Genomic DNA, 22,274 nt, shown 5'->3' on the forward strand with positions numbered 1-22,274 from the left:
GCCCGAGGGCGGCGGCGGGCCCAACTACGCCGGCATGTGAAACCCGCCAGCAGGTTGGCCGCTCCCTAGCCCGCCGGCCCGCCGGGCGGGCTCGGCTACAATCAAAGTTTGCCCAAATCAGGCCCGGCCATCCCCGGGATGGCCGCTTGCTTTGTGAACCAAGCCCAGCCGCCCGCGGGCGGCAAGCGATGCAAGAACACACCGGACGCAGCCTCTCGGGCTGCGCCACCCCTCATCTAGGAGAGAACCATGGCAGTGAACGTCGAGACCCTGGAAAAGCTGGAGCGCAAGATCACGCTCGAGCTGCCGGTGGCTGAAATCCAACAGGAAGTCGAAGCGCGCCTCAAGCGCATGGCCAAGCAGGTCAAGATGGACGGTTTCCGTCCTGGCAAGGTGCCGCTGAGCGTCGTCGCCAAGCAGTACGGCTACTCGGTCCAGTACGAAGTCATGAACGACAAGGTCGGCCAGGCCTTCCAGGCTGCCGCCGCCGAAGCCGAGCTGCGCATCGCCGGTGCTCCGCGCATCAACGAAAAAGAGGGCGCTGCCGAAGGCACCGTGGCCTTCGAGGCCATCTTCGAGGTCTACCCGGAAGTCAAGATCGGCGACCTGAGCGCCGCCGAGATCGAGAAGGTCAGCGCTGAAGTCGACGACGCCGCCATCGACCGCACGTTGGACATCCTGCGCAAGCAGCGCCGCACCTTCACCACCCGCGACGAGACCGGCTGGGCCGAAGCCAGCGACCGCATCACCATCGACTTCGAAGGCAAGATCGACGGAGAGCCCTTCGACGGCGGCAAGGCCGAAGCCTTCCAGTTCATGGTCGGCGAAGGCCAGATGCTCGAGCAGTTCGACGCTGCCGTGCGCGGCATGAAGACCGGCGAGTCCAAGACCTTCCCGCTCGACTTCCCGGCCGACTACCACGGCAAGGAAGTGGCTGGCAAGACCGCCGACTTCCTGGTCACGGTCAAGAAGATCGAATTCCAGACCCTGCCGCAAGTCGACGAAGAGTTCGTCAAGTCGCTCGGCATCGAAGCCGGTACCGTCGAAGCCCTGCGCGCCGACATCAAGAAGAACCTCGAGCGCGAAGTCAAGTTCCGTCTGCAGGCGCGCAACAAGGCTGCCGTGATGGACGCCCTGGTTGCCAACGCCGAACTCGACCTGCCCAAGGCCAGCGTCGAAGCCGAAGTCGAGCGCCTGGTCGAAGGCGCCCGCGCCGACCTCAAGCAGCGCGGCATCAAGGACGCCGACAAGGCGCCGATCCCGGCCGAGCTGTTCAAGGACCAGGCCGAGCGCCGCGTCCGTCTGGGCCTGGTGGTCGCCGAGCTGGTCAAGGCCAACAACCTGCACGCCAAGCCCGAGCAGATCGACGCCCACATCAACGAGCTGGCTGCCTCCTACGAGCGTCCGGAAGAAGTGGTGCAGTGGTACAAGGCCGACAACCGCCGTCTGGCCGAAGTCGAAGCCATCGTGATCGAGAGCAACGTCGCCGACTTCGTGCTGGGCCAGGCCAAGGTCACCGACAAGTCGGTCAGCTTCGAAGAGCTGATGGGCCAGGCCTGATTCCCAGGCGCTGGCCAGCCGGTCGGCGCCCAGGACCCAAGTCAAACGAGGGCGGAAGCGATTCCGCCCTTTTTTATTGCCCTTGCGGCCCCATCTGTCCAACAGGCCATTCGGCATTGGTTACAGTAAGCCCTGCAACGTTTTCCTGGAGCACAACACACATGAGCGCATTGGACGCACAAAACCTGGGCATGGTGCCCATGGTGATCGAGCAATCCGGCCGCGGCGAGCGCGCCTACGACATCTACTCGCGCCTGCTCAAGGAGCGCGTCGTGTTCCTGGTCGGCCCGGTCAATGACCAGTCGGCCAACCTCGTGGTCGCGCAGATGCTGTTCCTCGAGAGCGAGAACCCGGACAAGGACATCCATTTCTACATCAACTCGCCGGGCGGCTCGGTCAGCGCGGGCATGTCGATCTTCGACACGATGAACTTCATCAAGCCCGACGTCTCGACCCTGTGCATGGGCATGGCTGCCAGCATGGGTGCCTTCCTGCTCGCCGCCGGCGCCAAGGGCAAGCGCTTCGCGCTGCCCAACTCGCGCGTCATGATCCACCAGCCGCTCGGCGGCGCCCAAGGCCAGGCTACCGACATCGAGATCCACGCGCGCGAGATCCTGCGCCTGCGTGCCGATCTCAACAAGATCCTGGCCGAGCGCACCGGCCAGCCGCTCGAGAAGATCGAGCGCGACACCGAGCGCGACTACTTCATGGCGGCGGCCGAGGCCGCCGAATACGGCCTGATCGACCGCGTCATCGACAAGCGCGGCGCCTGATCCCGTCCCCCGCAGCCCGCGCCACCCGTTGTTCGCAACGGCGCGCGGGCTTCACTTATCATCGGCGTTCCACGCATCCCACCGAGTCCGAGCAAGGCATTCTTCATGGCCGACAACAAAGGCGCCTCCAGCGAAAAAACCCTCTATTGCTCCTTCTGCGGCAAGAGCCAGCACGAGGTCAAGAAACTGATCGCCGGCCCCTCGGTGTTCATCTGCGACGAATGCATAGACCTGTGCAACGACATCGTGCGCGAGGAACTGCCGCAGGCCGTGCTGGGCCAGGGCGAGTCCGGTGACCGGCTGCCGACCCCGGCGGAAATCAAGCAGCACCTCGACGGCTACGTGATCGGCCAGGAACTGGCCAAGAAATCGCTCGCCGTGGCGGTCTACAACCACTACAAGCGCCTGCGCCACAAGGCCAAGGCACGCAAGGACGATGTCGAGCTCGCCAAGAGCAATATTCTCTTGATCGGCCCGACCGGCTCCGGCAAGACCCTGCTCGCCGCGACCATGGCGCGCATGCTCAACGTGCCCTTCGTGATGGCCGATGCCACCACGCTGACCGAGGCCGGCTATGTCGGCGAGGACGTCGAGAACATCATCGCCAAGCTGCTGCAGACCTGCAACTACGAGGTCGAGAAGGCGCAGCAGGGCATCGTCTACATCGACGAGATCGACAAGATCACGCGCAAGTCCGAGAACCCCTCCATCACCCGCGACGTCTCGGGCGAAGGCGTGCAGCAGGCCCTGCTCAAGCTGATCGAAGGCACCATCGCCTCGGTGCCGCCGCAGGGCGGGCGCAAGCACCCGAACCAGGACATGCTGCAGGTCGACACCTCCAACATCCTGTTCATCTGCGGTGGCGCCTTTGCCGGCCTCGAGAAGATCGTCGAGCAGCGCACCGAGGCCGCCGGCATCGGCTTTGGTGCCAATGTCAAGAGCAAGCAGCAGCGCAGCCTGACCGACGTCTTCGCCGAGGTCGAGCCCGATGACCTGGTCCGCTTCGGCCTGATCCCCGAGCTGGTCGGCCGCCTGCCGGTCGTGACTGCCTTGGCCGAGCTTGGCGAGGACGCGCTGGTCGACATCCTGACCGAGCCCAAGAACGCCGTCGTCAAGCAGTTCGCCCAGCTGCTGCAGATGGAAGGCGTCGAGCTCGAGGTCCGCCCCGAGGCGCTGCACGCGATCGCGCGCAAGGCGATCAAGCGCAAGACCGGCGCGCGCGGCCTGCGCTCCATCCTCGAGCAGGCGCTGATGGACACCATGTTCGAGCTGCCCAGCCTGGACAACGTCCAGAAGGTGGTGGTCGAGCCGGCCACGGTCGAAGAAGGCAAGGCACCGCTGCTGGTGCTGCGCGAAGAAGCCAAGCAGGCCTGAGACCCGCAACAGCTCGATGGCCGGCGGCCGCGGCTTGAAGTCGCTGCCGCCGGCCCCATTTGAGCGGAAAGATATTTAGGTAACAGCATGTCCGGACACACCCCTTTGCCCAGCCAGCCCGTCGCACTGCCGCTCTTGCCCCTGCGTGACGTGGTGGTCTTCCCCCACATGGTGATTCCGCTGTTCGTGGGCCGGCCCAAGAGCATCAAGGCGCTCGAAGCCGCGATGGAAAACGAGCGCCGCATCATGCTGGTGGCGCAGAAGACCGCTGCCAAGGACGAGCCGACCCCGGATGACCTGTTCGAGATGGGCTGCGTCGCGACCATCCTGCAGATGCTCAAGCTGCCGGACGGCACCGTCAAGGTGCTGGTCGAAGGCCTGCAGCGCGCCAAGGTGCTCGGCGTCGAGGAGGGCGAGAGCCATTTCACCAGCCAGGTCGAGCCGCTGTCCGAGCCGGCTGGTGCCACGGGCGAATCCAGCGAGGTCGAGGCGCTGCGCCGCGCCCTGATGCAGCAGTTCGACCAGTACGTCAAGCTCAACAAGAAGATCCCGTCCGAGGTCCTGACCTCGATCGCCAGCATCGAGGACGCCGGCCGTCTGGCCGACACCGTCGCCGCCCATCTGCCGTTCAAGCTCGAGGCCAAGCAGGCCGTGCTCGACCTCGACCGGATCGCGCCCAGGCTGGAAAACCTGTTCGCCCAGCTCGAGCGCGAGGTCGAGATCCTCAACGTCGACAAGCGCATCCGTGGCCGCGTCAAGCGCCAGATGGAGAAGAGCCAGCGCGACTTCTACCTCAACGAGCAGGTCAAGGCGATCCAGAAGGAGCTCGGCGAGGGCGAGGAGGGCGCCGACCTGGAGGAACTCGAGAAGAAGATCCGCCTGGCCAAGATGCCGGCCGAGGCGCGCAAGAAGGCCGAGGGCGAGCTCAAGAAGCTCAAGCTGATGTCGCCGATGTCGGCCGAGGCCAGCGTGGTGCGCAACTACATCGAGACCCTGGCTGGACTGCCCTGGAGCAAGAAGACCAAGATCAAGCATGACCTGGCCTACGCCGAGCAGGTGCTCAACGAGGACCATTACGGCCTCGACCGGGTCAAGGACCGCATCCTCGAATACCTCGCGGTGCAGCAGCGCGTCGACAAGGTCAAGGCACCCATCCTGTGCCTGGTCGGCCCGCCGGGCGTCGGCAAGACCTCGCTCGGCCAGTCGATCGCCAAGGCCACCGGGCGCAAGTACACCCGCATGGCGCTGGGCGGCATGCGCGACGAGGCCGAGATCCGTGGCCACCGCCGCACCTACATCGGCGCCATGCCGGGCAAGGTGCTGCAGAGCCTGAACAAGGTCGGCGCGCGCAATCCGCTGTTCCTGCTCGACGAGATCGACAAGCTCGGCATGGACTTCCGCGGCGATCCGTCCTCGGCCCTGCTCGAGGTGCTCGACCCGGAGCAGAACCACGCCTTCGCCGACCACTATGTCGAGGTCGACTTCGACCTGTCGGACGTGATGTTCGTCGCCACCTCCAACTCGATGAACATCCCGTCGGCGCTGCTCGACCGGATGGAAGTGATCCGCCTGTCGGGTTACACCGAGGACGAGAAGACCAATATCGCGCTCAAGTACCTGCTGCCCAAGCAGCTCGAGAACAACGGCATCAAGGCCGGCGAGCTCGAGGTCACCGAGGACGCGGTGCGCGACATCGTGCGCTACTACACCCGCGAGGCCGGCGTGCGCTCGCTCGAGCGCGAGCTCTCCAAGATCTGCCGCAAGGTGGTCAAGGGCCTGCTGCTGAAGAAATACCAGCCGACCGTGGTCGTCGATGCCGCCAAGCTCGACGAGTTCCTGGGGGTGCGCAAGTTCACCTTCGGCCGCGCCGAGCAGCTGAACCAGGTCGGCCAGGTCTGCGGCCTGGCCTGGACCGAGGTCGGCGGCGACCTGCTGACCATCGAGGCCGCGCTGATGCCGGGCAAGGGCAATGTCATCCGCACCGGCCAGCTCGGCGACGTGATGAAGGAGTCGGTCGAGGCCGCCCGCACCGTGGTGCGCAGCCGCGCCCATTCGCTCGGCATCGTCGACGAGTCCTTCGAGAAGAAGGACATCCACATCCACGTGCCCGACGGCGCAACCCCGAAGGACGGCCCGAGCGCGGGTGCGGCGATGACCACCGCCATGGTGTCGGCGCTGACCGGCATCCCGGTGCGCGCCGACGTCGCGATGACCGGCGAGATCACGCTGCGCGGCGAGGTCACCGCCATCGGCGGCCTGAAGGAAAAGCTGCTCGCCGCGCTGCGCGGCGGCATCAAGACCGTGCTGATCCCGGAGGAGAACGTCAAGGACCTGGCCGAGATCCCGGACAACGTCAAGGCCGGCCTCGAGATCGTGCCGGTGCGCTGGATCGACCGCGTACTCGAGATCGCGCTCGAGCGCACCCCGTCGCCGATCGGTCTGGAGGCCATCGCCGCCCTTCCCGTACCAGCAGTGGCCCCGGTCGCCGAGCCTGCCGCGAGCGAGAAGCCGGCCCGCAAGCCTGCCAAGACGCCGCGCGTGAAGAAGGCGTGAAAATTTTTCTGGAAATCTTCAGCGGTCGTGAAAATGAGTGAAAAATATCATAGAATCATGGCTTGCAACGACGCAGGGGAGTTCTCCTGCTGAGTAGAATGCGGGATTAGCTCAGTTGGTAGAGCGATACCTTGCCAAGGTATAGGTCGAGAGTTCGAGTCTCTTATCCCGCTCCAGATAAAAACAGCAGTCCAATGACTTCTGTTTCATGGAAACGGCGCGGTAGCAAAGCGGTTATGCACCGGATTGCAAATCCGTGTAGGTCGGTTCGACTCCGGCCCGCGCCTCCAGACAAGAAGCACCTAGCGCAGCAATGCCTGGGTGCTTTTTTCTTGCCTATTGCACTCGGCGGCCATTTCGATCACAATCATAGTGAAGGTAGCCATTTTTCACTGATTTTTGGCTTCCCGTTTGGTGTGGTAGTCGGCGTGTTTTGTGTCAGGAGTGTGAAAATTTACCTGCCTGTGCAACCGCCGTGAAAGTCTTCGCGCGTTCGTACTTATAATGTTGGTCCGCTTGAATACAGTTCGGGCCATTTTAATTATTTTTACTCTAGGGGTTGTTGTGAAACTTGCTCGTGCTGGCTTTGGAAGCCAAATTTGTGTCCTGGCCTTGACCAGCCTGTGTCTGGCTGCACCTGCTTGGGCAAAGGAAAAAGAGAACGAGAAAGACAAGAAAGACAAGAAAGACAAGAACAATGGCGTTGTCGTTGTCAATAACCCTACGACCGTCACGGGACTGGGCAACGGCAACGGCAATGCCACCGGCAACGGCAATGCCAATGGTGCCGTCAATGGCCAGGGCATCCTGAACGGCAACGGCAATGCCTTCGGCTTCAACTCTGGTTCGACCAGCACGGGCACCAGCAGTTCCACCCAGAGCACGGTGGTGCTGACCTCCACCACATCCAGCACCGGCGGTAGCACCACCGGCACGGGCGGCACAGGTTCGGTCTCGAACTTTGTGTCGGCGGTTCCCGAGCCGGGTGACTACGCCTTGATGCTGACCGGTCTGGCCATGCTGGGCGCTGCCGTTCGTCGTCGTCGCAGTGCCGCGGCATCCTCGAGCAAGCTCGCATGACATCCCTGCTGTGGCGCAGGCTGGTCCTGCTGTTCCTCAGCGCCACCCTGGCGGCCTGTAGCCGCCCTGCCATCGAGGAAGGTCAGGTGCTGGCCCGGGTCAATGGTGACGAAATCTCGATTCACCAGTTCAACTTCGCCATGGCACAGGCCGCGGTCCGGCCGCAGACCAGCGCCGATCAGGCCGAGTTGCTCGACAAGTTGATAGACCGTCAGCTGGCGATTCAGCAGGCGTTGGAAAAGAAGCTGGACCGGCGCCCCGAGGTGATGATGCGGCTGGAAGAGGCCCGGCGCGACATCCTGGCTGACGCCTATGCCAAGGATCTGTCGGCTGCGAACCTGGGGCCCACCTCTGATGACGTGGCCAAGTATTTCCGCGAGCATCCAGCCCTGTTCGGTGAACGCAAGATCTACCGCTTGCGCGAGATTTCTCTCACCAATGACACGCCGGCCCTGCCGGAAGTGCAGCAGCGACTCGACAAGAAGCAGGATCTGTCGGATGTGCTGGCCTGGCTGCGACAGCAGCCGGGGGCTTTCACGGATCAGATGGTGATACGTCCGGCCGAGCAGCTGCCGATCGAGGTCGCTGTCCGCCTGCACGAGGTGGCGCCTGGTGAGGTGATCGCGTTTCGCTTGCCGCGCGCCTTGGTGGTGTACCAGATCCAGTCGGCTGAGGTCGTGCCCCTGCCCTGGGCAGCAGCGGCGCCGGTGATCAAGGAACACCTGAAGAAGCAGCATGATTTCGAAAGCCTGAACAAGGTCTTGGCTCAGCTGCGGTCGAAGGCCAAGATCGAACGCAAGGCAGGACAGTCATGAGTTCCGGCCGGTGGCTGAATGCCCCGGCCATTGCGTCGCATCAAGCGGCTTGGCTCGGGAGCTTGCCGGTATTGGCGTGGCTGGCTCTGTTCGGGCTCGCTGTCATGGACCTGGCTCGGCGTCAGTGGGTTCTTGACGAAAACGCCTATCAGCCCTGGTTGCTCGGCCTGGCCTTGCTCCTGGTGTCGCTCCGGGTCTACCAGTTCGACCGCAGCCAGGCTCGTGCCAGCACGGGTGCAGCCCTGCTGTGCTGGGCCATTGGTGCCCCTCTGTATGCCGTGGGGCACTCACAGCAGATCGAACTGCTCACGCTGCTGGCTTGCATCATCCTGCTGGTCGCCGTGGTGCTGGGGGTGAGCGGGCGCCAGGCTCTGGTCCGTCTGCGGTTTCCGATCGGTTTCATGCTGTTCGCCTTGCCCTTCCCGAGCTGGGTGATCGACCGACTGACCAGTCCGCTCAAGGTCTGGATTTCCCAGGGCGCCGAAGTGCTGTTGTACGCCCTCGGTTATCCGGTGGCTCGCAGTGGCGTCGTGCTCAGCCTGGGGCCGTACCGGCTGCTGGTGGCCGATGCCTGCACCGGCTTGCATTCCCTGATCTTCCTGGGTGCGCTCGGCCTGCTATACATGTACCTGACCGGGCCGCGCCAGCGCTGGCACCATGCCCTGCTGGTGTCCATGCTGGTTCCGGTGGCCTTGCTGGCCAATGGTGTCCGGGTCGTGGTGCTGCTGCTGGTGACTTATTACTGGGGCGATGCCGTGGGACAGGCCTTCTGGCACGATGTGGCGGGCTTGGTGCTGTATGTATCGGCCTTCGGTCTGCTGGTTCTGTCCGATGGGCTGCTGTTCCGCTGGGTGCAGGCGCGAGCCAAGGCTGCCGGGCGTCCGGCGGCCTTGGTCAGCGAAGGCGCTGCTCGGCAAGATGCCTCCGAGGGCGATCCGGTGCGCTGGCGCTCGAGCCTGACGCTCACGGCTCTTTTGCTGTTGACCGTCGTTGCGGCGCAGGGGCTGACGCCCAGGCAGCTGATGGCCGAGCGCGAGCCCATGCCTGCGCTTGAGCAACTGGTGCCGCAGCAGATCGGCGAATGGACGCACGACAAGGGCGCCGACACGTTGCTGGTGGCCGCCGACCTGCAGGCGAATGTGCAGCGTCTCTATAGCCAGACCCTGTCGCGTACCTATGTCAACCTGCAGGGGGACCGCATCATGCTGTCGATCGCCTATGGTGGACAGCAGCTGGGCAACGAGTTGCAGGCCCACCGGCCCGAATACTGTTACCAGGCCCAGGGTTTTTCCCTGCTCGACGTGCACCAGTCGGTGTTGCCGCTGGCCGGTCAGGATCTCGATGTGCGCCGACTGGTGGCCGTGCAACATGGCCGGGTGGAGCCGATTACCTACTGGATGACGGTCGGCAAGCAGACCACCTTGCCTGGCCTGGGACGCAAGCTGGCGCAGATGCGCTACGGCTTGCTGGGCGAGATTCCTGATGGTGCACTGGTACGCATTTCCAGCCTGGACGGCGACAGTGGCCGCGCCTATGCCATGCACGCGAACTTCGTGGCGGCACTGCGGCATGCCGTGCCAGGCTATCTGGGCCTGCAGGGACAGTAAAGTTCTGGCAAAAGTTTTCAGTCCTGACACAAAGCGGGAGTTCAATGGCGCTCCAATCGGACTGTTGCGCTATTGACCAAGGGTCTTCTTGATGATTCCAGCTTTTTCCGCCGACAACTTGTCGCCTTTGCCACTGGTTTCAGTCGTGGTGATCGGGCGCAACGAAGGCGAACGTCTGATGCGTTGCCTCGATGCGATCGAGCGTTGCGACCGGAGTCGCTGCCGGCTGGAAGTCATCTATGTCGATTCCAATTCCAGCGATGGCAGCCCGCAGCGCGCCGCCGAGCGCGGGGTCCAGGTGCTGCAGGTGCAGCCGCTGCGGCCCTCGGCCGCGCTGGGGCGCAATGCCGGTTGGCGGGCCGCGCAGGGCGAATTCATTCTGTTCCTGGATGGCGATACCGAGTTGCAGCCTGATTTTTTGTCGCAGGCCTTGGTTGCCATGGAACAGTCCGACGTGGCGATCTGCTGGGGGCACCGCCGCGAGTCGCGTCCGGAGCAATCCTGGTATGTCCGGGTGCTGGACCTCGACTGGATTTCTCGTTCTGGAGATACAGAATTTTGCGGCGGCGACGCCTTGATGCGGCGTGCCGTGCTGCAACAGGTGCAGGGCTATGACGAACAGCTCATCGCGGGCGAGGAACCTGAAATGTGCCGGCGCATCCGGGCTGCAGGACACCGCATCCTGCACCTCGATGTACTGATGACCCGGCATGACCTGGCTGTCACGACCTGGTCGGCCTATTGGCGCCGGGCGTTTCGCACCGGGCATGCCTATGCCGAGGTGTCGGCCCGCTTCCGGCGCAGCCAGGATCCGTTGTGGCTGCGCGAGTCGCGGCGCAATCTGGTGCATGGCTCAGCGTTGCTGCTGGCCCCGCTGCTGCTGGTCCTCATGTGGGCGCTGTTGCCAGCGCCTTGGGCAACGGGCCTGACCGCCATCGGTGGCTTGCTGGTTCTGCTGCTGCTGGCGCGTACCGCCCGCCGTTGCGCCTGGAAGTCTCCCGACCGTTTCACCTGTTGGCTGTACGCGCTGCATAGCCACTTGGCGCAGATTCCGATCCTGTTTGGCCAGTTGGCGCAGAAGCGCGACGCCCGGCGCGGCCAGCGTCGCCAGTTGATCGAGTACAAGACGCCCTCCGGACGCTGAGCCCTCTGTCTGCTCGACTGCCTGAACCCAATCGAATACACCCATGGCTTTCAAATCCCTGTTGGGTCTGGCCTTGTGGCCTCTGGCGCGCCTAGCGGATGGGCCGCTGACGGCGGCTTGGCGGCGGCTGTGGTCATATGCCCGCCTGCGCGTCGCCTTGCCCAGCCTTGATTCTTCCTCGGTGGTCCTGGGCATGCCGGAACTGCACGGTTCGCGCTGCATCGTGCTGGGCCGCGACCTCTACCTTTACCCAGGGCTTTATCTCGAAACCCAAGAGGCGGGGCGCATCGAGATCGGGGACGGGGTCGTGATGTCGCGCGGTGTTCATGTGGTCGCGTTCGACCGGGTCAGCATCGGCGCTGGCAGCATGATCGGCGAATACGCCAGCCTGCGCGATGCCAATCACCGCCATGGCGATGGCATCGACCTGCGCCACTCGGGCCACGAGGCACGGCCGATCCGCATCGGTCGCAATGTCTGGATCGGCCGCGGCGCCGTGGTGCTGGCCGGCGTCGAAATTGGCGATGGTGCAGTCGTCGGTGCCAATGCGGTGGTGACCCGCTCGGTCGCGGCCGGGCAGACCGTGGTTGGCGTGCCCGCGCGTCCCTTGTTGCCGCGTCAGGCAGGAGAAAAGGCATGAGTGTGCAGCGCTTGTTGCTGGTCGCCTATCAATGTGGTCCCGGCATGGGATCGGTGTCGCAGATCGGCTGGGAGTGGTACAGCCGCCTGGCGCAGCAATATCGGGTCACGCTCGTCACGCATGTGCGCAACCGGCAGGCCATTGCAGCGGCGGGCGGGGCTGTCGGCGACAGCGAAGTGATCTACATCGATACCGAATGGTTTGCCGGTCCTTTGTACCGTCTGGCCCAGCGCCTGTTTCCGCGCAGCGAGCACAGTGTCTTTCTCATCGCCTCGCTGGATTATTTCGTCTTCGATGCAGCGGCCTGGCGCCTGCTGGGGCGGCGGCAAGAGCAGGGTGAGCGCTGGGACATCCTGCATCGCGTGACACCGGTGAGTCTGGCGACCCCGACCTGGCTGGGGCGGCTTGGCATTCCGACCGTGATCGGCCCGCTCAACAGCGGCCTCAAGGACCCGCCGGGTTTTTCTGCCATCATGCGGCAGGAGTCGACCTGGCTGGTCAACCTGCGCGAGTTCGGCCGTTGGTTCGACGGCGTGATCGGTTCATCGCGTCATGCCACTCGCCTGCTGGTGGCGACGCAAGCCACATTGGCCATGGTGCCGCCTCGCTACCGCAAGCGCTGCGAGTTCATGCTGGAAAACGGGGTGGAACTGGATCAGTTCGAGCCAACGCCTTGGCCGGCCGCGCCAGGACCGCAGCAGCCGCTGGAGGTGCTCTTCGTCGGCCGCCTGGTTCCAGTCAAGGCACTGAGCTTGCTGATCGATGCCGTCGCACAGGTGAAGGCGGCAGGGCAGGCGGTCCGGCTGACGGTGGTGGGTGACGGCAGCATGCGTGCCGAATGGGAGCGTCACGCGCAGACCCTGGCGCTGGGCGAGTCGGTGCGTTTCGTGGGTAGCCAGCCGCTGACCGAGGTGGCGGGATTCATGCGGCGTTGCCACGTGTTTTGTCTGCCCTCGGTGCGCGAGTCGGGCGGTGCGGTCCTACTCGAGGCCATGGCCTCTGCAAGACCGGTCATCGCGATCCGTTTTGGCGGACCGGCCGAACTGGTCGACGACAGCGTAGGCGCCTTGGTGGCACCCGGCAATCCGCAACAGGTAACTGACGACATCGCTAAGTTGTTGCTGCAGCTGCTGCTGCATCCGGCCGAGTGGGCCGAACGCGGCCAGGCCGGTCGCCGCAAGGTCGAAGCCCATTACAGTTGGAATGCCAAGGTCGAGGCAGCAGGCCGGCTGTACCGGGCTATCCTGAATGAAAGAACACCCGCATGACTTCTGCTGCAAAAACCGTGCGCATGGCCTACCTGATCAGCCGTTATCCGGCGGTATCGCACACCTTCATCCTGCGCGAGATCCGGCAGCTGCGCGAGGCCGGATTCGACATCCGAAGCGCCTCGGTCAACTCGCCTGACCGCGCGCTGGCCGACATGACGCCGGATGAGGTGGAGGAAGCCGGCTCGACCTATTACCTCAAGCGTCACGGCCTGCCGGGAGCATTGCTGGGCCATCTGTGGGGCTGGCGCCATCCGCTCGCCTACTGGCGTGGCCTCAAGGCCGGACTTGGCTTTGGCGGCTGGGACCTCAAGCGCAGCCTGTTTGGCCTGTTCTATTTCACCGAGGCCCTGATGCTGGCGCGCTGGATGGAGCCGCAGGGACTGCGCCATCTGCATGTGCATTTTGCCAGCGCGGCTGCCAATATCGCGCTCATCCTCAAGCAGATGGTGCCGATGACGCTGTCGATTACCGTCCACGGGCCAGACGAGTTCTACGACGTGCCGGGCCAGCGGCTGCCGGACAAGATCGAAGCCGCCGATTTCCTGGTCTGCATCAGCCGCTTCGCGCGCAGCCAGTTGATGAAGCTGTCGCCTGCCAGTGCCTGGGGCAAGCTCGAGCTCTGCCCGCTGGGGGTGGACGTGGCGAACTACAACCCGCAGTCGCCAGCCGCGTCGGAGCGGCCGTTCACCGTGCTGTGCGTGGGGCGGCTCACGCCGGCCAAGGGCCAGCATGTGCTGCTAGAGGCTTGTGCACGCCTGCGCGATTGTGGTCAGACCTTGCGCCTCGTAATCGTGGGCACCGGACCCGACGAGGTCTCGCTGCACGCCAGCGCCAAGACGCTAGGCATCCAGGACATGGTGACCTTTACCGGGGCGCAGAACCAGGAACAGGTACGTGCCTGGTACCGGGACTGCGATGTGTTTGTGCTGCCCAGCTTCGCCGAAGGGGTTCCGGTGGTATTGATGGAGGCCATGGCCAGCGGCGTACCCTGCGTCACGACCCGCATCACGGGCATTCCCGAGCTCATCCGCGATGGCACCGACGGCCTGTTGGTGACGCCGTCCGATGTGCAGGAGTTGGTCGACCGCCTGCTCACGCTGCAAGGCGATCCCGATCTGCGCCGCGAACTCGGAGAGGCGGGTCGCCGCCGGGTGACGCAAGCCTATAACCTGCCGCTCAACGTGGCCCGGCTCGGGGATATTTTTACGGCTCGACTGGGACGGAAAACATGTTGATGTCCTCATTTCACGCTGTCCAGACTTTGTGGATTTTGCTGGCTCTGATGTTGGCACTGCTCACGCTGCCAGGAACATGCTATCTGGCCGTTCTGACCCTGGCTGGCCTGCGCCGCGTGGTGCCGGCGGCTGGTCAGCCAGCGCTGGCCGGTCCGATCGCCATTGTGGTACCGGCTCACAATGAGGCTATAGGTATTGCCCGTACCGTCGACAACTTGGTCGCGATTGCTCGCCAGGATGGCGCTGCCACGGTCTGCGTCGTGGCCGACAATTGCAGCGACGACACTGCCGCCATTGCCCGCGCGCATGGTGCCCGGGTGCTGGAGCGCCATGACCTAACCCAGCGCGGCAAGGGCTATGCGCTGGATCATGCCTTCAGTCAGCTGGCCGGCCAAGGCTTTGCGGCCTATGTGGTGATCGATGCCGACAGCCTGGCCGAGCCCAATCTGCTGTCTGTGTTGCGCCGTCACCTGGGTGCTGGGGCTCCCGCAGTGCAGACCCGCTACACCGTGCTCAATGCCGAGCAGTCGCCACGCACCCGCCTGGCCGAACTGGCCTTGTGCGCCTTCAATGCCTTGCGTCCGCGCGGGCGCCACGCGCTGGGCTGGTCGGCCGGCATCCTGGGCAACGGCTTCGCACTGACTGCCCAGACCTTGCAACAAGTGCCGTACCGCGCCACTTCCGTGGTGGAGGATCTGGAATACCACCTGCGCTTGATCGAGCATGATCTGCGCGTGCATTTCGCCGATGAAACCACCGTGCGCGGTGACATGCCCGTCGCCGGCAGTGGTCAGTCCACCCAGCGGGCGCGCTGGGAGGGAGGGCGCTTGCGCATGCTGCTCGACCATGGTGCCAGCTTGCTGCGTCGGGGCCTGAGTGGCCAGTGGCGCTTGCTGGAGCCGCTGCTCGACCTGCTACTGCTGCCGCTGGCCTACCACACCGTACTGCTGCTGGCCTTGCTGGCCATCCCCCTGGATTGGGCCCGCGGCCTGGGCCTGGCCGGACTCGCGTGGCTGCTGCTGCATGTGCTGGTGGCGGCGGGTGTCGGTGGGCTTGGCCCCAGGCGCCTCTGGCTGGCCCTCTGGGCCGTGCCCGAATACCTGTGGTGGAAGCTGCGCATGCTGCGTGCCACCGTCAAGACCTCGCAAGCTTCCGCCGAGTGGGAGCGCACCCACCGCGATACCCCTCACCACTGACCATGTCGAGTCATCAGCCCCTCATCAGCGTCATAGTCGTTTCGTTCAATACCCGCGACATATTGCGTTCCTGTTTGCAGCGTCTGTTCAGTGTGACCGAGGGCCTGTGTTTGCAGGTGATCGTGATCGACAATGCTTCGCGGGATGCCTCGGCCGACATGGTCGAGCAGGAGTTTCCCGATGTGCACATGATCCGCAGCGCCATCAACCTGGGCTTTGCTGCAGCCAATAACCTGGGCTTCCTGGCTGCCAGGGGCGACTATGTGCTGCTGCTCAATCCGGATGCCCTGCTCGAACCCGAAGCCCTGCAGCGCGCCCTGGGCCGAATGGAGGCTGACCCCTGCATCGGCATGGGCGGGGGCCTGCTGCTGGGCAAGGACGGTCAACGCGAACCGTCCGCCAGGCTGTTTCCGTCCCTGCTCAACGAGGTGCTGATGCTGTCTGGCCTGGCAGCAAAATACCCGAAATCACGCTTCTTTGGCCGCTTCGACCGCACCTGGGACGATTCCGGCCAAGCCAGGGCAGTGGACTGGGTGCCGGGCGCCTTTGCCCTGATGCGCCGCGAGGCGCTCGACCAGGTCGGGCCGTTCGATGAGCGTTTCTTCCTCTATTACGAGGAAGTGGACCTGTGCCGTCGCTTCCACGCCCAGGGCTGGAAGATTATGTACTGGCCTGACGTGGTGATCCGGCACTGGGGTGGAGAGTCGTCCAAGACGGTGGAGAACCAGGATTTCTCTTCATCCGGCTCCCAGCTCACCCTGTGGCGCATGCGCAGTGGGCTGCTCTACTACCGCAAGCATCATGGCGCCTTGACGGCCCGTGCGGTGGCCTGGCTGGAGTCCGGCTGGCACGGGCTGCGCGCCTGGCGTGCGCGCCGCCAAGGGCAGCAGCGCAAGGCCCATGAGTCGGAGCGCGTGGTCGCGCTGATGCGCCAGGCCTGGCAAGAGACCGCTGGTGGCCTGAACAGTCCTGACCGGCCCTGGTGAACTGAAAGGCAAGGCTAATGTTCGAGAATCTGCGCGAAGACTGGCAGACCTATGGCCGGGACCTGTCGCGCCAGGGTTTCTGGGTGATGTGCGTGTTCCGCTTCGGCCAGTGGCGCTACCGTGTGAAGCCGGCGCCATTGCGCAAGCTGTTTTCCTTCATCTACCGTGTCTGGCGCACGCTGATCCAGATCATGACCGGCATCGAGCTGCACTGCGAAACCCGGATCGGGCGGCGCCTGTTGATCGAGCATTTCGGCGGCATCATCATCAGCGGTGACACGGTGATCGGCGACGATGTGGTAATACGCCAGGGGGTGACCATCGGCCTGCGTCATACCGGCCTGCGTGGCGCTCCCATCATTGGCAACCGGGTCGACATCGGTGCCGGTGCCAAGTTGCTCGGTCCCATCCACATCGGTGATGATGCCGTGATTGGAGCCAATGCCGTGGTGCTGACCGACGTTCCCGCGGGTGCGCTGGCGGTGGGGGTGCCTGCCGTGATCAAGCCGAGGCGCGCGCAGTCAGAGAGTTCTCCAGCAGACCTGTCGGCATAGGCGGCGGTCTGGCGTCCAGATACCTGGGTCAGTGCGCCGCTGCGTTGACCTTTTCGATCCGGTAGCCAAAACCGTAGACCGGGATGATCTCCCAGCCATTGGTGGGCATGATCTGCAGCTTGCGGCGGATGCGGCTGACATGGGTGTCGATGGTCCGGGTATCGACATTGGCGTTCAGACCCCAGAGTTTTTCCAGCAGATGCGCCCGCGACAAGAGCTTGCCCGGGTTCTGGAACATGTAGCAGGCGAGTCCGAATTCCCTGTTGGTGAGCTCGACTTCCTCGCCCCGTAATCGTATCTGGTGCGAGGTCTGGTTGATCTCGTACGGCCCGATTTGCAGCAAGGCGGGCGGCTTGATGCGACGCGACAGCGATTCGATGCGGGCCAGCAGTTCCTGATACTTGGGTGGCTTGACCAGGTAGTCGTCCGCCCCTGAGCGCAGCGCGTTCACGATGTCGGTTTCCGACTCACGGGAAGTGATGAAGATCACGGCGACTTCCCAGCCTCGTCGTTCGCGCACCCGTTGCAGCACCACTTCACCCGTGCTGTCGGGCAGCATCCAATCGATGATCAGCAGGTCGAAGTTCTCCTGGCCCAGTGCCCGCTCGAATGCCTCAGCCGTGCCGTAGCAGGCGCAGCTATACCCTGCGGTAGCGAACCACAGCTTGTACAGCCCCTGCTGGACCATGTCATCCTCAAGCACCCCAATGCGCATCGATCTGCTTCCTCAAAGACTTGCACATTCTGCGTCTTGAGGATTGTAGGTGATGCCTGTGGCAGTTCTGCGTGGCACGCGGATCCAGCAAGTAGCCGCGATTGCAGCCTGGCAACTATGCTGGTGTGCGTCCAGAAAATCTGCATGTGCGCATGGGGTGTTACAGGTACTTTTTGATCAGCTGGCTTCGGTGTTCAAAAACTGCTTTGTCAGTATAGTGTTCGCTGATTTGATGGCAGTATGTCATGGCGTTGGCAAGTTCTACCCGGTTGTCATTGAGTCGGCGGATGTTTTTTGCCAATGCTTCGGTATCGTCCTTGGGTGTCAGAAGATCATGTGAAATATTTTTCAGCAAGTCTTCAGGATAGGGGCTCTTGTATCCTGCGATGGGGGTTCCTGAGAGCATGGCTTCAATCAGGCAGCGCGGTGATTCTGGCGTCTTGTGGCAGAAGACGAAAATATCTGCTGCTCTGATTGAGCTAAGCAGTTTTTCCTTCTGGCTTTGATGTCCGTGGAATGTCACCTTACCATCAAGATTTTTTATATTCAGCCGCTGGCGAGCCTCTTCAAGCAAGGGGCCGTCACCTAACCATGATGCGCTGAAGTCCACTCCCATCGTCTGTAGTTGGTTCATTGTTTCTATCCAGTCGAAGGGGCCTTTCATTCCGGCAACCCGGCCGGCATAGACTATTCTTAGCGCCTGTCCTTGCATGACGTGCTGGATTTTTTTATCCAGATTCTCCCGGCTGATTCTGTCAGATTCCTTCAGATGAATGTTGTGGACCAGATGGGATTCCTTGCACATATTGTGGTAGGCTGAAAAGCAATCCATCCCGTGGAACATGCCCAGGTTGGCGCGCGAAATGATGTATTTTTCAGCTGCTGCCATTAGCCATGACTGGAAAAGTCTATCCTTTAAAAAACGATAGACGCGCCGAAGACCCTGTCGATCTTGGTATGAGTTCTTGGCTACTTGGTGTTCAACCCTGTCAGTCCAGACTGAGTAGGCTCTTTTTTGTTTGATAGCCTCTATTGCGGCTAGGCTGGCCCAATCTCCGATTAGGCCGCCAATTGCAAATGAAAGGTATTTGTTGTTGGATATTAGTTCCCCGAGTAGCTTTCTTGTTGCAAGATAATTCTTGAGGTAGCTCTTGATCTGGTAGGAGTACGGCAGTGGAACCAGTCTTACCCGGTCGAAAGACTCGAGTGTTGTGGCTGGCAAATATTCAGACGTTGTGTTGCTTGAATGGTATGTTTTTTCATCTATTGTTGGGCATGCTACTGTCACTAATTTGAAGTTTTCGGCCCATCTGTCGATGCCATTGCAAGCTTGTTTTTCTATGAGGAGTTCGTCGGCTGAGTTTTTTCTAAAGGGTACGGGCAGAACCAATAAGAGGGAATTTTTTTCAGGTCGCATGTTTTATTTGTGTATTTTGGTTTATTTTTAATCTATTTCGATATTTTTTAGTATCTTTAAATTTTAAATTCACAATAATATTGTGTATTTGTGGAGATCAATTTTTTGGTTTTCGTCTAGCCTCTGGTTGATGCTTTGGGAAGGTAATTTATTCCGTTCCACTCGAAAAGGCGCTTTAAGTGTGGTGGTGGGCTAATTTGAAGGCGTTGATCACGCAGAGTGAGGTTTTTATCTAGGAGCAGTAGTTGAGCAGCAAAAGAAGGGCCAAAACCGGTGGCTTGATGCAAGTCTAGAATCACCGGTTTGTTGGTGCTGGCCGCTTGCTGCAACGTGGACAGCACCGTTTCTGGCACCGGATCAGGAATAAAACCTTCAATCTTCAGGTGCGTGACCCCTGCTTGGCTTGTCAGGGTTGCGCGAGCCGCCGTCTGCTTAGACTGCCAGCGCAACCAGAGAGCGTGAGGCAGCAACTTGTTGAAAACCAGGCTGAGCAGGGCTTTGCCGTCGCGCCAGTAGCGGCGCCATAGCAAGGGTTCTTCCTTGATGCGCCATACCCACTCCAGCCCGGTTCTTTGCATCCACGGGGGAGCCCTGTTGATGGTTCCTGCTGAAAAATTAATCACAGCCCCCAGGTGGCTGATGATCGGGACCTGCAGTTGAGCCAAGTTATGCAGAATCCATGCCTGCCCCTTGACTGCGCCCAAGGCTACGACAAGAAAAGAGGCTCCACTGGCATTGATGCGCGCAATGACGTCGGGCTTGCTGAGCTCTTCGACCGAGCCGAAGCCTGGTGTCTCATAGCCGACACAGATCAATCCACCAGCATGACTGTTCAGCCTTTGACTGGCAGCCTCGGCGGCCCCGGGCGGACCCCCAAAGAAAAACACCTTGATCGGTTCTTCGCCTGCAGGCAGAGGATCGGTGTTCAAGCGTTCGAACAGGCCTGAGCCCGTGACGCGTTCGGGCAAGGGGACGCCCAGCAGGCGCGACATCCAGACCAGAGGCATGCCGTCCGCTACGCTCATGTCGCTATCAATGACCGACTGTCTAAATGCTGCATCGTGCATGCAGCCGATCAGGAAATTCAGGTTTGGCGTCGACAGGAAAATCCGTTGTCGGCTTCGCCTTGCTTCGCGAATCCGTTGTACCGTTTCATCCATCGTTGCCACGTCAATAGGTAGGCCAAAAAGACATATGACTTTTCGTGGAGTTTTAGTTAACGGTGAGTCCATGATTTTTAGGGGTAACGGCAATTTACTCTGTTTTCGATCGGACACTATGCTTTTCAGTCCTTGTGGCAGCGGTCATGGCTTCAGTGTCAGCTGTTGCAGGTCATAGCCACCGTTGGAGGTGCGCGTTGTGATACGTAAGGTATTGAAGCCGGCGTGCAAGGTCACAGGGATAGGTTTTTGTTCAACTGCCTGGCTCCAGCCAGATCCAGACAATTCAAATCCGTTGGCGACGCGCTGGCCGTTGACAGACAGATCGATGCGGTTGCCACTCGAAGCTGTCGCTGCACTCAATAGCAACTGGTAATCGCCTGTTTGTGTCGCCTGCACCAGATAATCGATGGACCGACCCGGTGCCAGATTCCGCACCTGATTCTTGGAGGCATCGCTGTAAGGCGGGAAATTGCCTGCATAGGCGTAGGCATCGAAGCGGCCTGGGGCCTTGTTGCGTCCTTCCAGTGAAGGTGAAGGACCTGCCAGCATCTGGTCCATGCAACGTATCTTGGGCGTGTCGGTGATGGCCAGGTCGGTGGTCAGCTCCCAGGCACCGTATTGGGTCGTCCAGTTGCCGGCGCCGGCCGTGAACCACATGAAGAGTTGACCACCAGCCTGGTACCAGCTGCCCAGGTAGCGCTGGCACAGGTCCTGCATGCGCGGGTCCTGGTTGGCAGCCAACTTGGCGTTATGGCTGCCGGGGCCAAAGGAGTCGGCACCGCCCTCATAGGCCAGCCAAGGCAGGTCGTACCAACTGGCCAGTGCCTGGTTTTTCTCGAACTCATTGATACGAGGCAGGTCGTTCAGTGACTGAACCATGGCTTGCAGTACCTGATCGGCGCTAAGTCCTTCCACTCGTTGCTGTTTTCCCAAGTTGAAGTAGGGTGCGCCGGCCATGGCGTAGAAGTACTTGGCTGGCGGGCCGTACACGGCATCTATGAAGTCAAGCCCCAGTTGACTGGCATACAAGTTGACCACCTGCGTGGCGAACACCGGCCGTATCCGGCGCATCATCTCTGGGTCACCGAATACGGTGCGAAAAATATCGCTGATTTCCTTGCCGCGCTTGGCGATGCGCCGGTAGGCCCACTGGTTGGGGTCCCGGCTGCCGTCGTAAGCCAGCGGAGATTCCGGATTGGTCTTGACTTCCTCTACGGCCAATGCCTTGTTGGTGCCGTATTGCTTGAACTGGCCATTCCAGACTTCGTTGCTGTACTCGACGTAGATGCGGCTGCCGGGATTGAGCGTGCGCTTGAGCAGCTGGGCTAATTGCCTCACATAATCATCGGTTGCTGCAACCGGAATATTGATCCAGACATGCTGTCTGGTCTGGTTTGCCAGTGTAACGATATGCTCCCATGGCACCCCTTTGCTCGAGTTATAGCGTATCCGTTGCGGGTCGGTGCGTATGCTCCAGGATGTGACTGGATTGTTGTTGGTGCGCAACCAGTCCATGAAGCGCAGGGTACCGAAGCGTTGCACATGGTCGATGAAGGCACGGGTGAATAACGGCGGATCGCTGACATCGTAGCCGGGGCGTATGACTTGCAGATTCTTGATGCCGGCCCCGGTCTGGGTGAATGAAAGGGCCAATTGATCTACTTCTGCCGGGAGGACCAATTCAAGCGTTGTGCGTTTGGTCGATGGATCGTAGCGCTGATGTCGGACTTGCGCTCTCGACGCTATAGGCGCAACGATTGCCTGTCCGTCGAAAACCACCGTGTAGATGCCGGCAATACCACTCACGCCGCGCTGGTCGCTCATCAAGAAGATGCCAAAATCCCCTATTGGCCACCCGTCGTCACCCAGCATCGCTTTTTCGTCCCAAGGGCTGGATGCGCTGCCAAAGCGTCGCGCCTGTTTGACTAGGTCGACATAGACATGAGTACGGGAATAGTCGGCGATGGCAGGAAGATTGGCGCCTAGCAATTCTTTGGCTGGTGCAGGGGGTTCGGCATGGCGCAGGGCAGATTTTGCATTTCCTGAGGTGGGAGTTGTAGTATCTAATGATGTTTGTGGCCTGTCTCCACATGCGGCCAGGCCCTGCATTGCCAGCGTCAGAAGCAAGACCTTGTGCATCTGGCTGAACCGTTTTCCAGGGCTGGCCAGTTTTTTGGAAAAAGGCATATGA

The 22,274-nt window shown here is 61.8% G+C and carries 18 protein-coding genes and 2 tRNA genes; 16 read left to right on the forward strand and 4 right to left on the reverse strand.

Going from position 1 to position 22,274, the window contains the following annotated elements:
• Positions 1 to 249: 249 nt before the first annotated feature.
• The 16 genes from tig (at position 250) to C6P64_RS13590 (ending at position 16,788) form a co-directional block, all read left to right on the forward strand.
• On the forward strand, positions 250 to 1,560 hold the full coding sequence (gene tig, locus C6P64_RS13515) for a trigger factor (protein ID WP_105749084.1): 1,311 nt from the start codon (positions 250 to 252) through the stop codon (positions 1,558 to 1,560).
• A gap of 161 nt (positions 1,561 to 1,721) precedes the next feature.
• Positions 1,722 to 2,333 (forward strand): ATP-dependent Clp endopeptidase proteolytic subunit ClpP, encoded by a 612-nt coding sequence (gene clpP, locus C6P64_RS13520; protein WP_105749085.1) that lies wholly within the window; start codon positions 1,722 to 1,724, stop codon positions 2,331 to 2,333.
• Positions 2,334 to 2,438: 105 nt separating this feature from the next.
• Positions 2,439 to 3,707: an ATP-dependent Clp protease ATP-binding subunit ClpX gene (clpX, locus tag C6P64_RS13525; protein WP_105749086.1), complete on the forward strand. Its 1,269-nt coding sequence runs from the start codon at positions 2,439 to 2,441 to the stop codon at positions 3,705 to 3,707.
• A gap of 87 nt (positions 3,708 to 3,794) precedes the next feature.
• Positions 3,795 to 6,260, forward strand: coding sequence for an endopeptidase La (gene lon / locus C6P64_RS13530; protein WP_105749087.1), 2,466 nt, complete (start codon positions 3,795 to 3,797; stop codon positions 6,258 to 6,260).
• A 100-nt stretch (positions 6,261 to 6,360) separates the two neighbouring features.
• A tRNA-Gly gene (locus C6P64_RS13535) sits at positions 6,361 to 6,436 on the forward strand.
• A gap of 40 nt (positions 6,437 to 6,476) precedes the next feature.
• Positions 6,477 to 6,550 (forward strand) — tRNA-Cys (locus C6P64_RS13540).
• 274 nt (positions 6,551 to 6,824) lie between these two features.
• Positions 6,825 to 7,340 carry a PEP-CTERM sorting domain-containing protein gene (locus tag C6P64_RS13545; RefSeq protein ID WP_146115929.1) on the forward strand — a complete coding sequence of 172 codons (516 nt, stop codon included), beginning with the start codon at positions 6,825 to 6,827 and terminating at the stop codon, positions 7,338 to 7,340.
• On the forward strand, positions 7,337 to 8,155 hold the full coding sequence (locus C6P64_RS13550) for an EpsD family peptidyl-prolyl cis-trans isomerase (protein WP_105749089.1): 819 nt from the start codon (positions 7,337 to 7,339) through the stop codon (positions 8,153 to 8,155). The genes C6P64_RS13545 and C6P64_RS13550 overlap by 4 nt, the downstream gene beginning before the upstream one ends.
• A 104-nt stretch (positions 8,156 to 8,259) precedes the next feature.
• Positions 8,260 to 9,762, forward strand: coding sequence for an exosortase-associated protein EpsI, B-type (gene epsI / locus C6P64_RS13555; RefSeq protein ID WP_170073107.1), 1,503 nt, complete (start codon positions 8,260 to 8,262; stop codon positions 9,760 to 9,762).
• Positions 9,763 to 9,853: 91 nt separating this feature from the next.
• Positions 9,854 to 10,906 (forward strand): glycosyltransferase family 2 protein, encoded by a 1,053-nt coding sequence (locus C6P64_RS13560; RefSeq protein ID WP_105749091.1) that lies wholly within the window; start codon positions 9,854 to 9,856, stop codon positions 10,904 to 10,906.
• A gap of 43 nt (positions 10,907 to 10,949) precedes the next feature.
• Complete coding sequence (locus C6P64_RS18725) at positions 10,950 to 11,546, forward strand: acyltransferase (RefSeq protein WP_105749092.1); 597 nt, start codon at positions 10,950 to 10,952, stop codon at positions 11,544 to 11,546.
• Positions 11,543 to 12,814, forward strand: coding sequence for a glycosyltransferase family 4 protein (locus C6P64_RS13570; RefSeq protein WP_105749093.1), 1,272 nt, complete (start codon positions 11,543 to 11,545; stop codon positions 12,812 to 12,814). Before C6P64_RS18725 ends, C6P64_RS13570 begins: the two co-directional genes overlap by 4 nt.
• Entirely contained in the window at positions 12,811 to 14,052 is a 1,242-nt protein-coding gene (locus C6P64_RS13575; RefSeq protein WP_105749094.1) for a glycosyltransferase family 4 protein, read from the forward strand. Before C6P64_RS13570 ends, C6P64_RS13575 begins: the two co-directional genes overlap by 4 nt.
• 47 nt (positions 14,053 to 14,099) lie before the next feature.
• Positions 14,100 to 15,248: a glycosyltransferase family 2 protein gene (locus C6P64_RS13580; protein ID WP_211296851.1), complete on the forward strand. Its 1,149-nt coding sequence runs from the start codon at positions 14,100 to 14,102 to the stop codon at positions 15,246 to 15,248.
• 2 nt (positions 15,249 to 15,250) lie between these two features.
• On the forward strand, positions 15,251 to 16,234 hold the full coding sequence (locus tag C6P64_RS13585) for a glycosyltransferase family 2 protein (RefSeq protein ID WP_105749096.1): 984 nt from the start codon (positions 15,251 to 15,253) through the stop codon (positions 16,232 to 16,234).
• Positions 16,235 to 16,251: 17 nt separating this feature from the next.
• Positions 16,252 to 16,788: a serine O-acetyltransferase gene (locus C6P64_RS13590; RefSeq protein ID WP_105749097.1), complete on the forward strand. Its 537-nt coding sequence runs from the start codon at positions 16,252 to 16,254 to the stop codon at positions 16,786 to 16,788.
• 28 nt (positions 16,789 to 16,816) lie between these two features.
• Here the strand turns inward: C6P64_RS13590 and C6P64_RS13595 are convergent, their stop codons facing one another.
• The 4 genes from C6P64_RS13595 to C6P64_RS13610 form a co-directional block, all read right to left on the reverse strand.
• A complete protein-coding gene (locus tag C6P64_RS13595; RefSeq protein WP_105749098.1) occupies positions 16,817 to 17,503 on the reverse strand; it encodes a response regulator transcription factor in 687 nt (228 codons plus the stop codon).
• 160 nt (positions 17,504 to 17,663) lie between these two features.
• On the reverse strand, positions 17,664 to 18,920 hold the full coding sequence (locus tag C6P64_RS13600) for a glycosyltransferase (RefSeq protein WP_105749099.1): 1,257 nt from the start codon (positions 18,918 to 18,920) through the stop codon (positions 17,664 to 17,666).
• A 116-nt stretch (positions 18,921 to 19,036) separates the two neighbouring features.
• Positions 19,037 to 20,080: a WecB/TagA/CpsF family glycosyltransferase gene (locus tag C6P64_RS13605; RefSeq protein ID WP_245911739.1), complete on the reverse strand. Its 1,044-nt coding sequence runs from the start codon at positions 20,078 to 20,080 to the stop codon at positions 19,037 to 19,039.
• Between the two features lie 144 nt (positions 20,081 to 20,224).
• The gene (locus tag C6P64_RS13610; RefSeq protein WP_146115930.1) at positions 20,225 to 22,270 is read right to left on the reverse strand and encodes a carbohydrate-binding protein; all 2,046 of its coding nucleotides are present in this window, start codon (positions 22,268 to 22,270) and stop codon (positions 20,225 to 20,227) included.
• Between the last annotated feature and the right edge of the window lie 4 nt (positions 22,271 to 22,274).

This window comes from Malikia granosa, assembly GCF_002980595.1.
In the GTDB taxonomy this organism is placed as follows: Bacteria; Pseudomonadota; Gammaproteobacteria; order Burkholderiales; family Burkholderiaceae_C; genus Malikia; species Malikia granosa.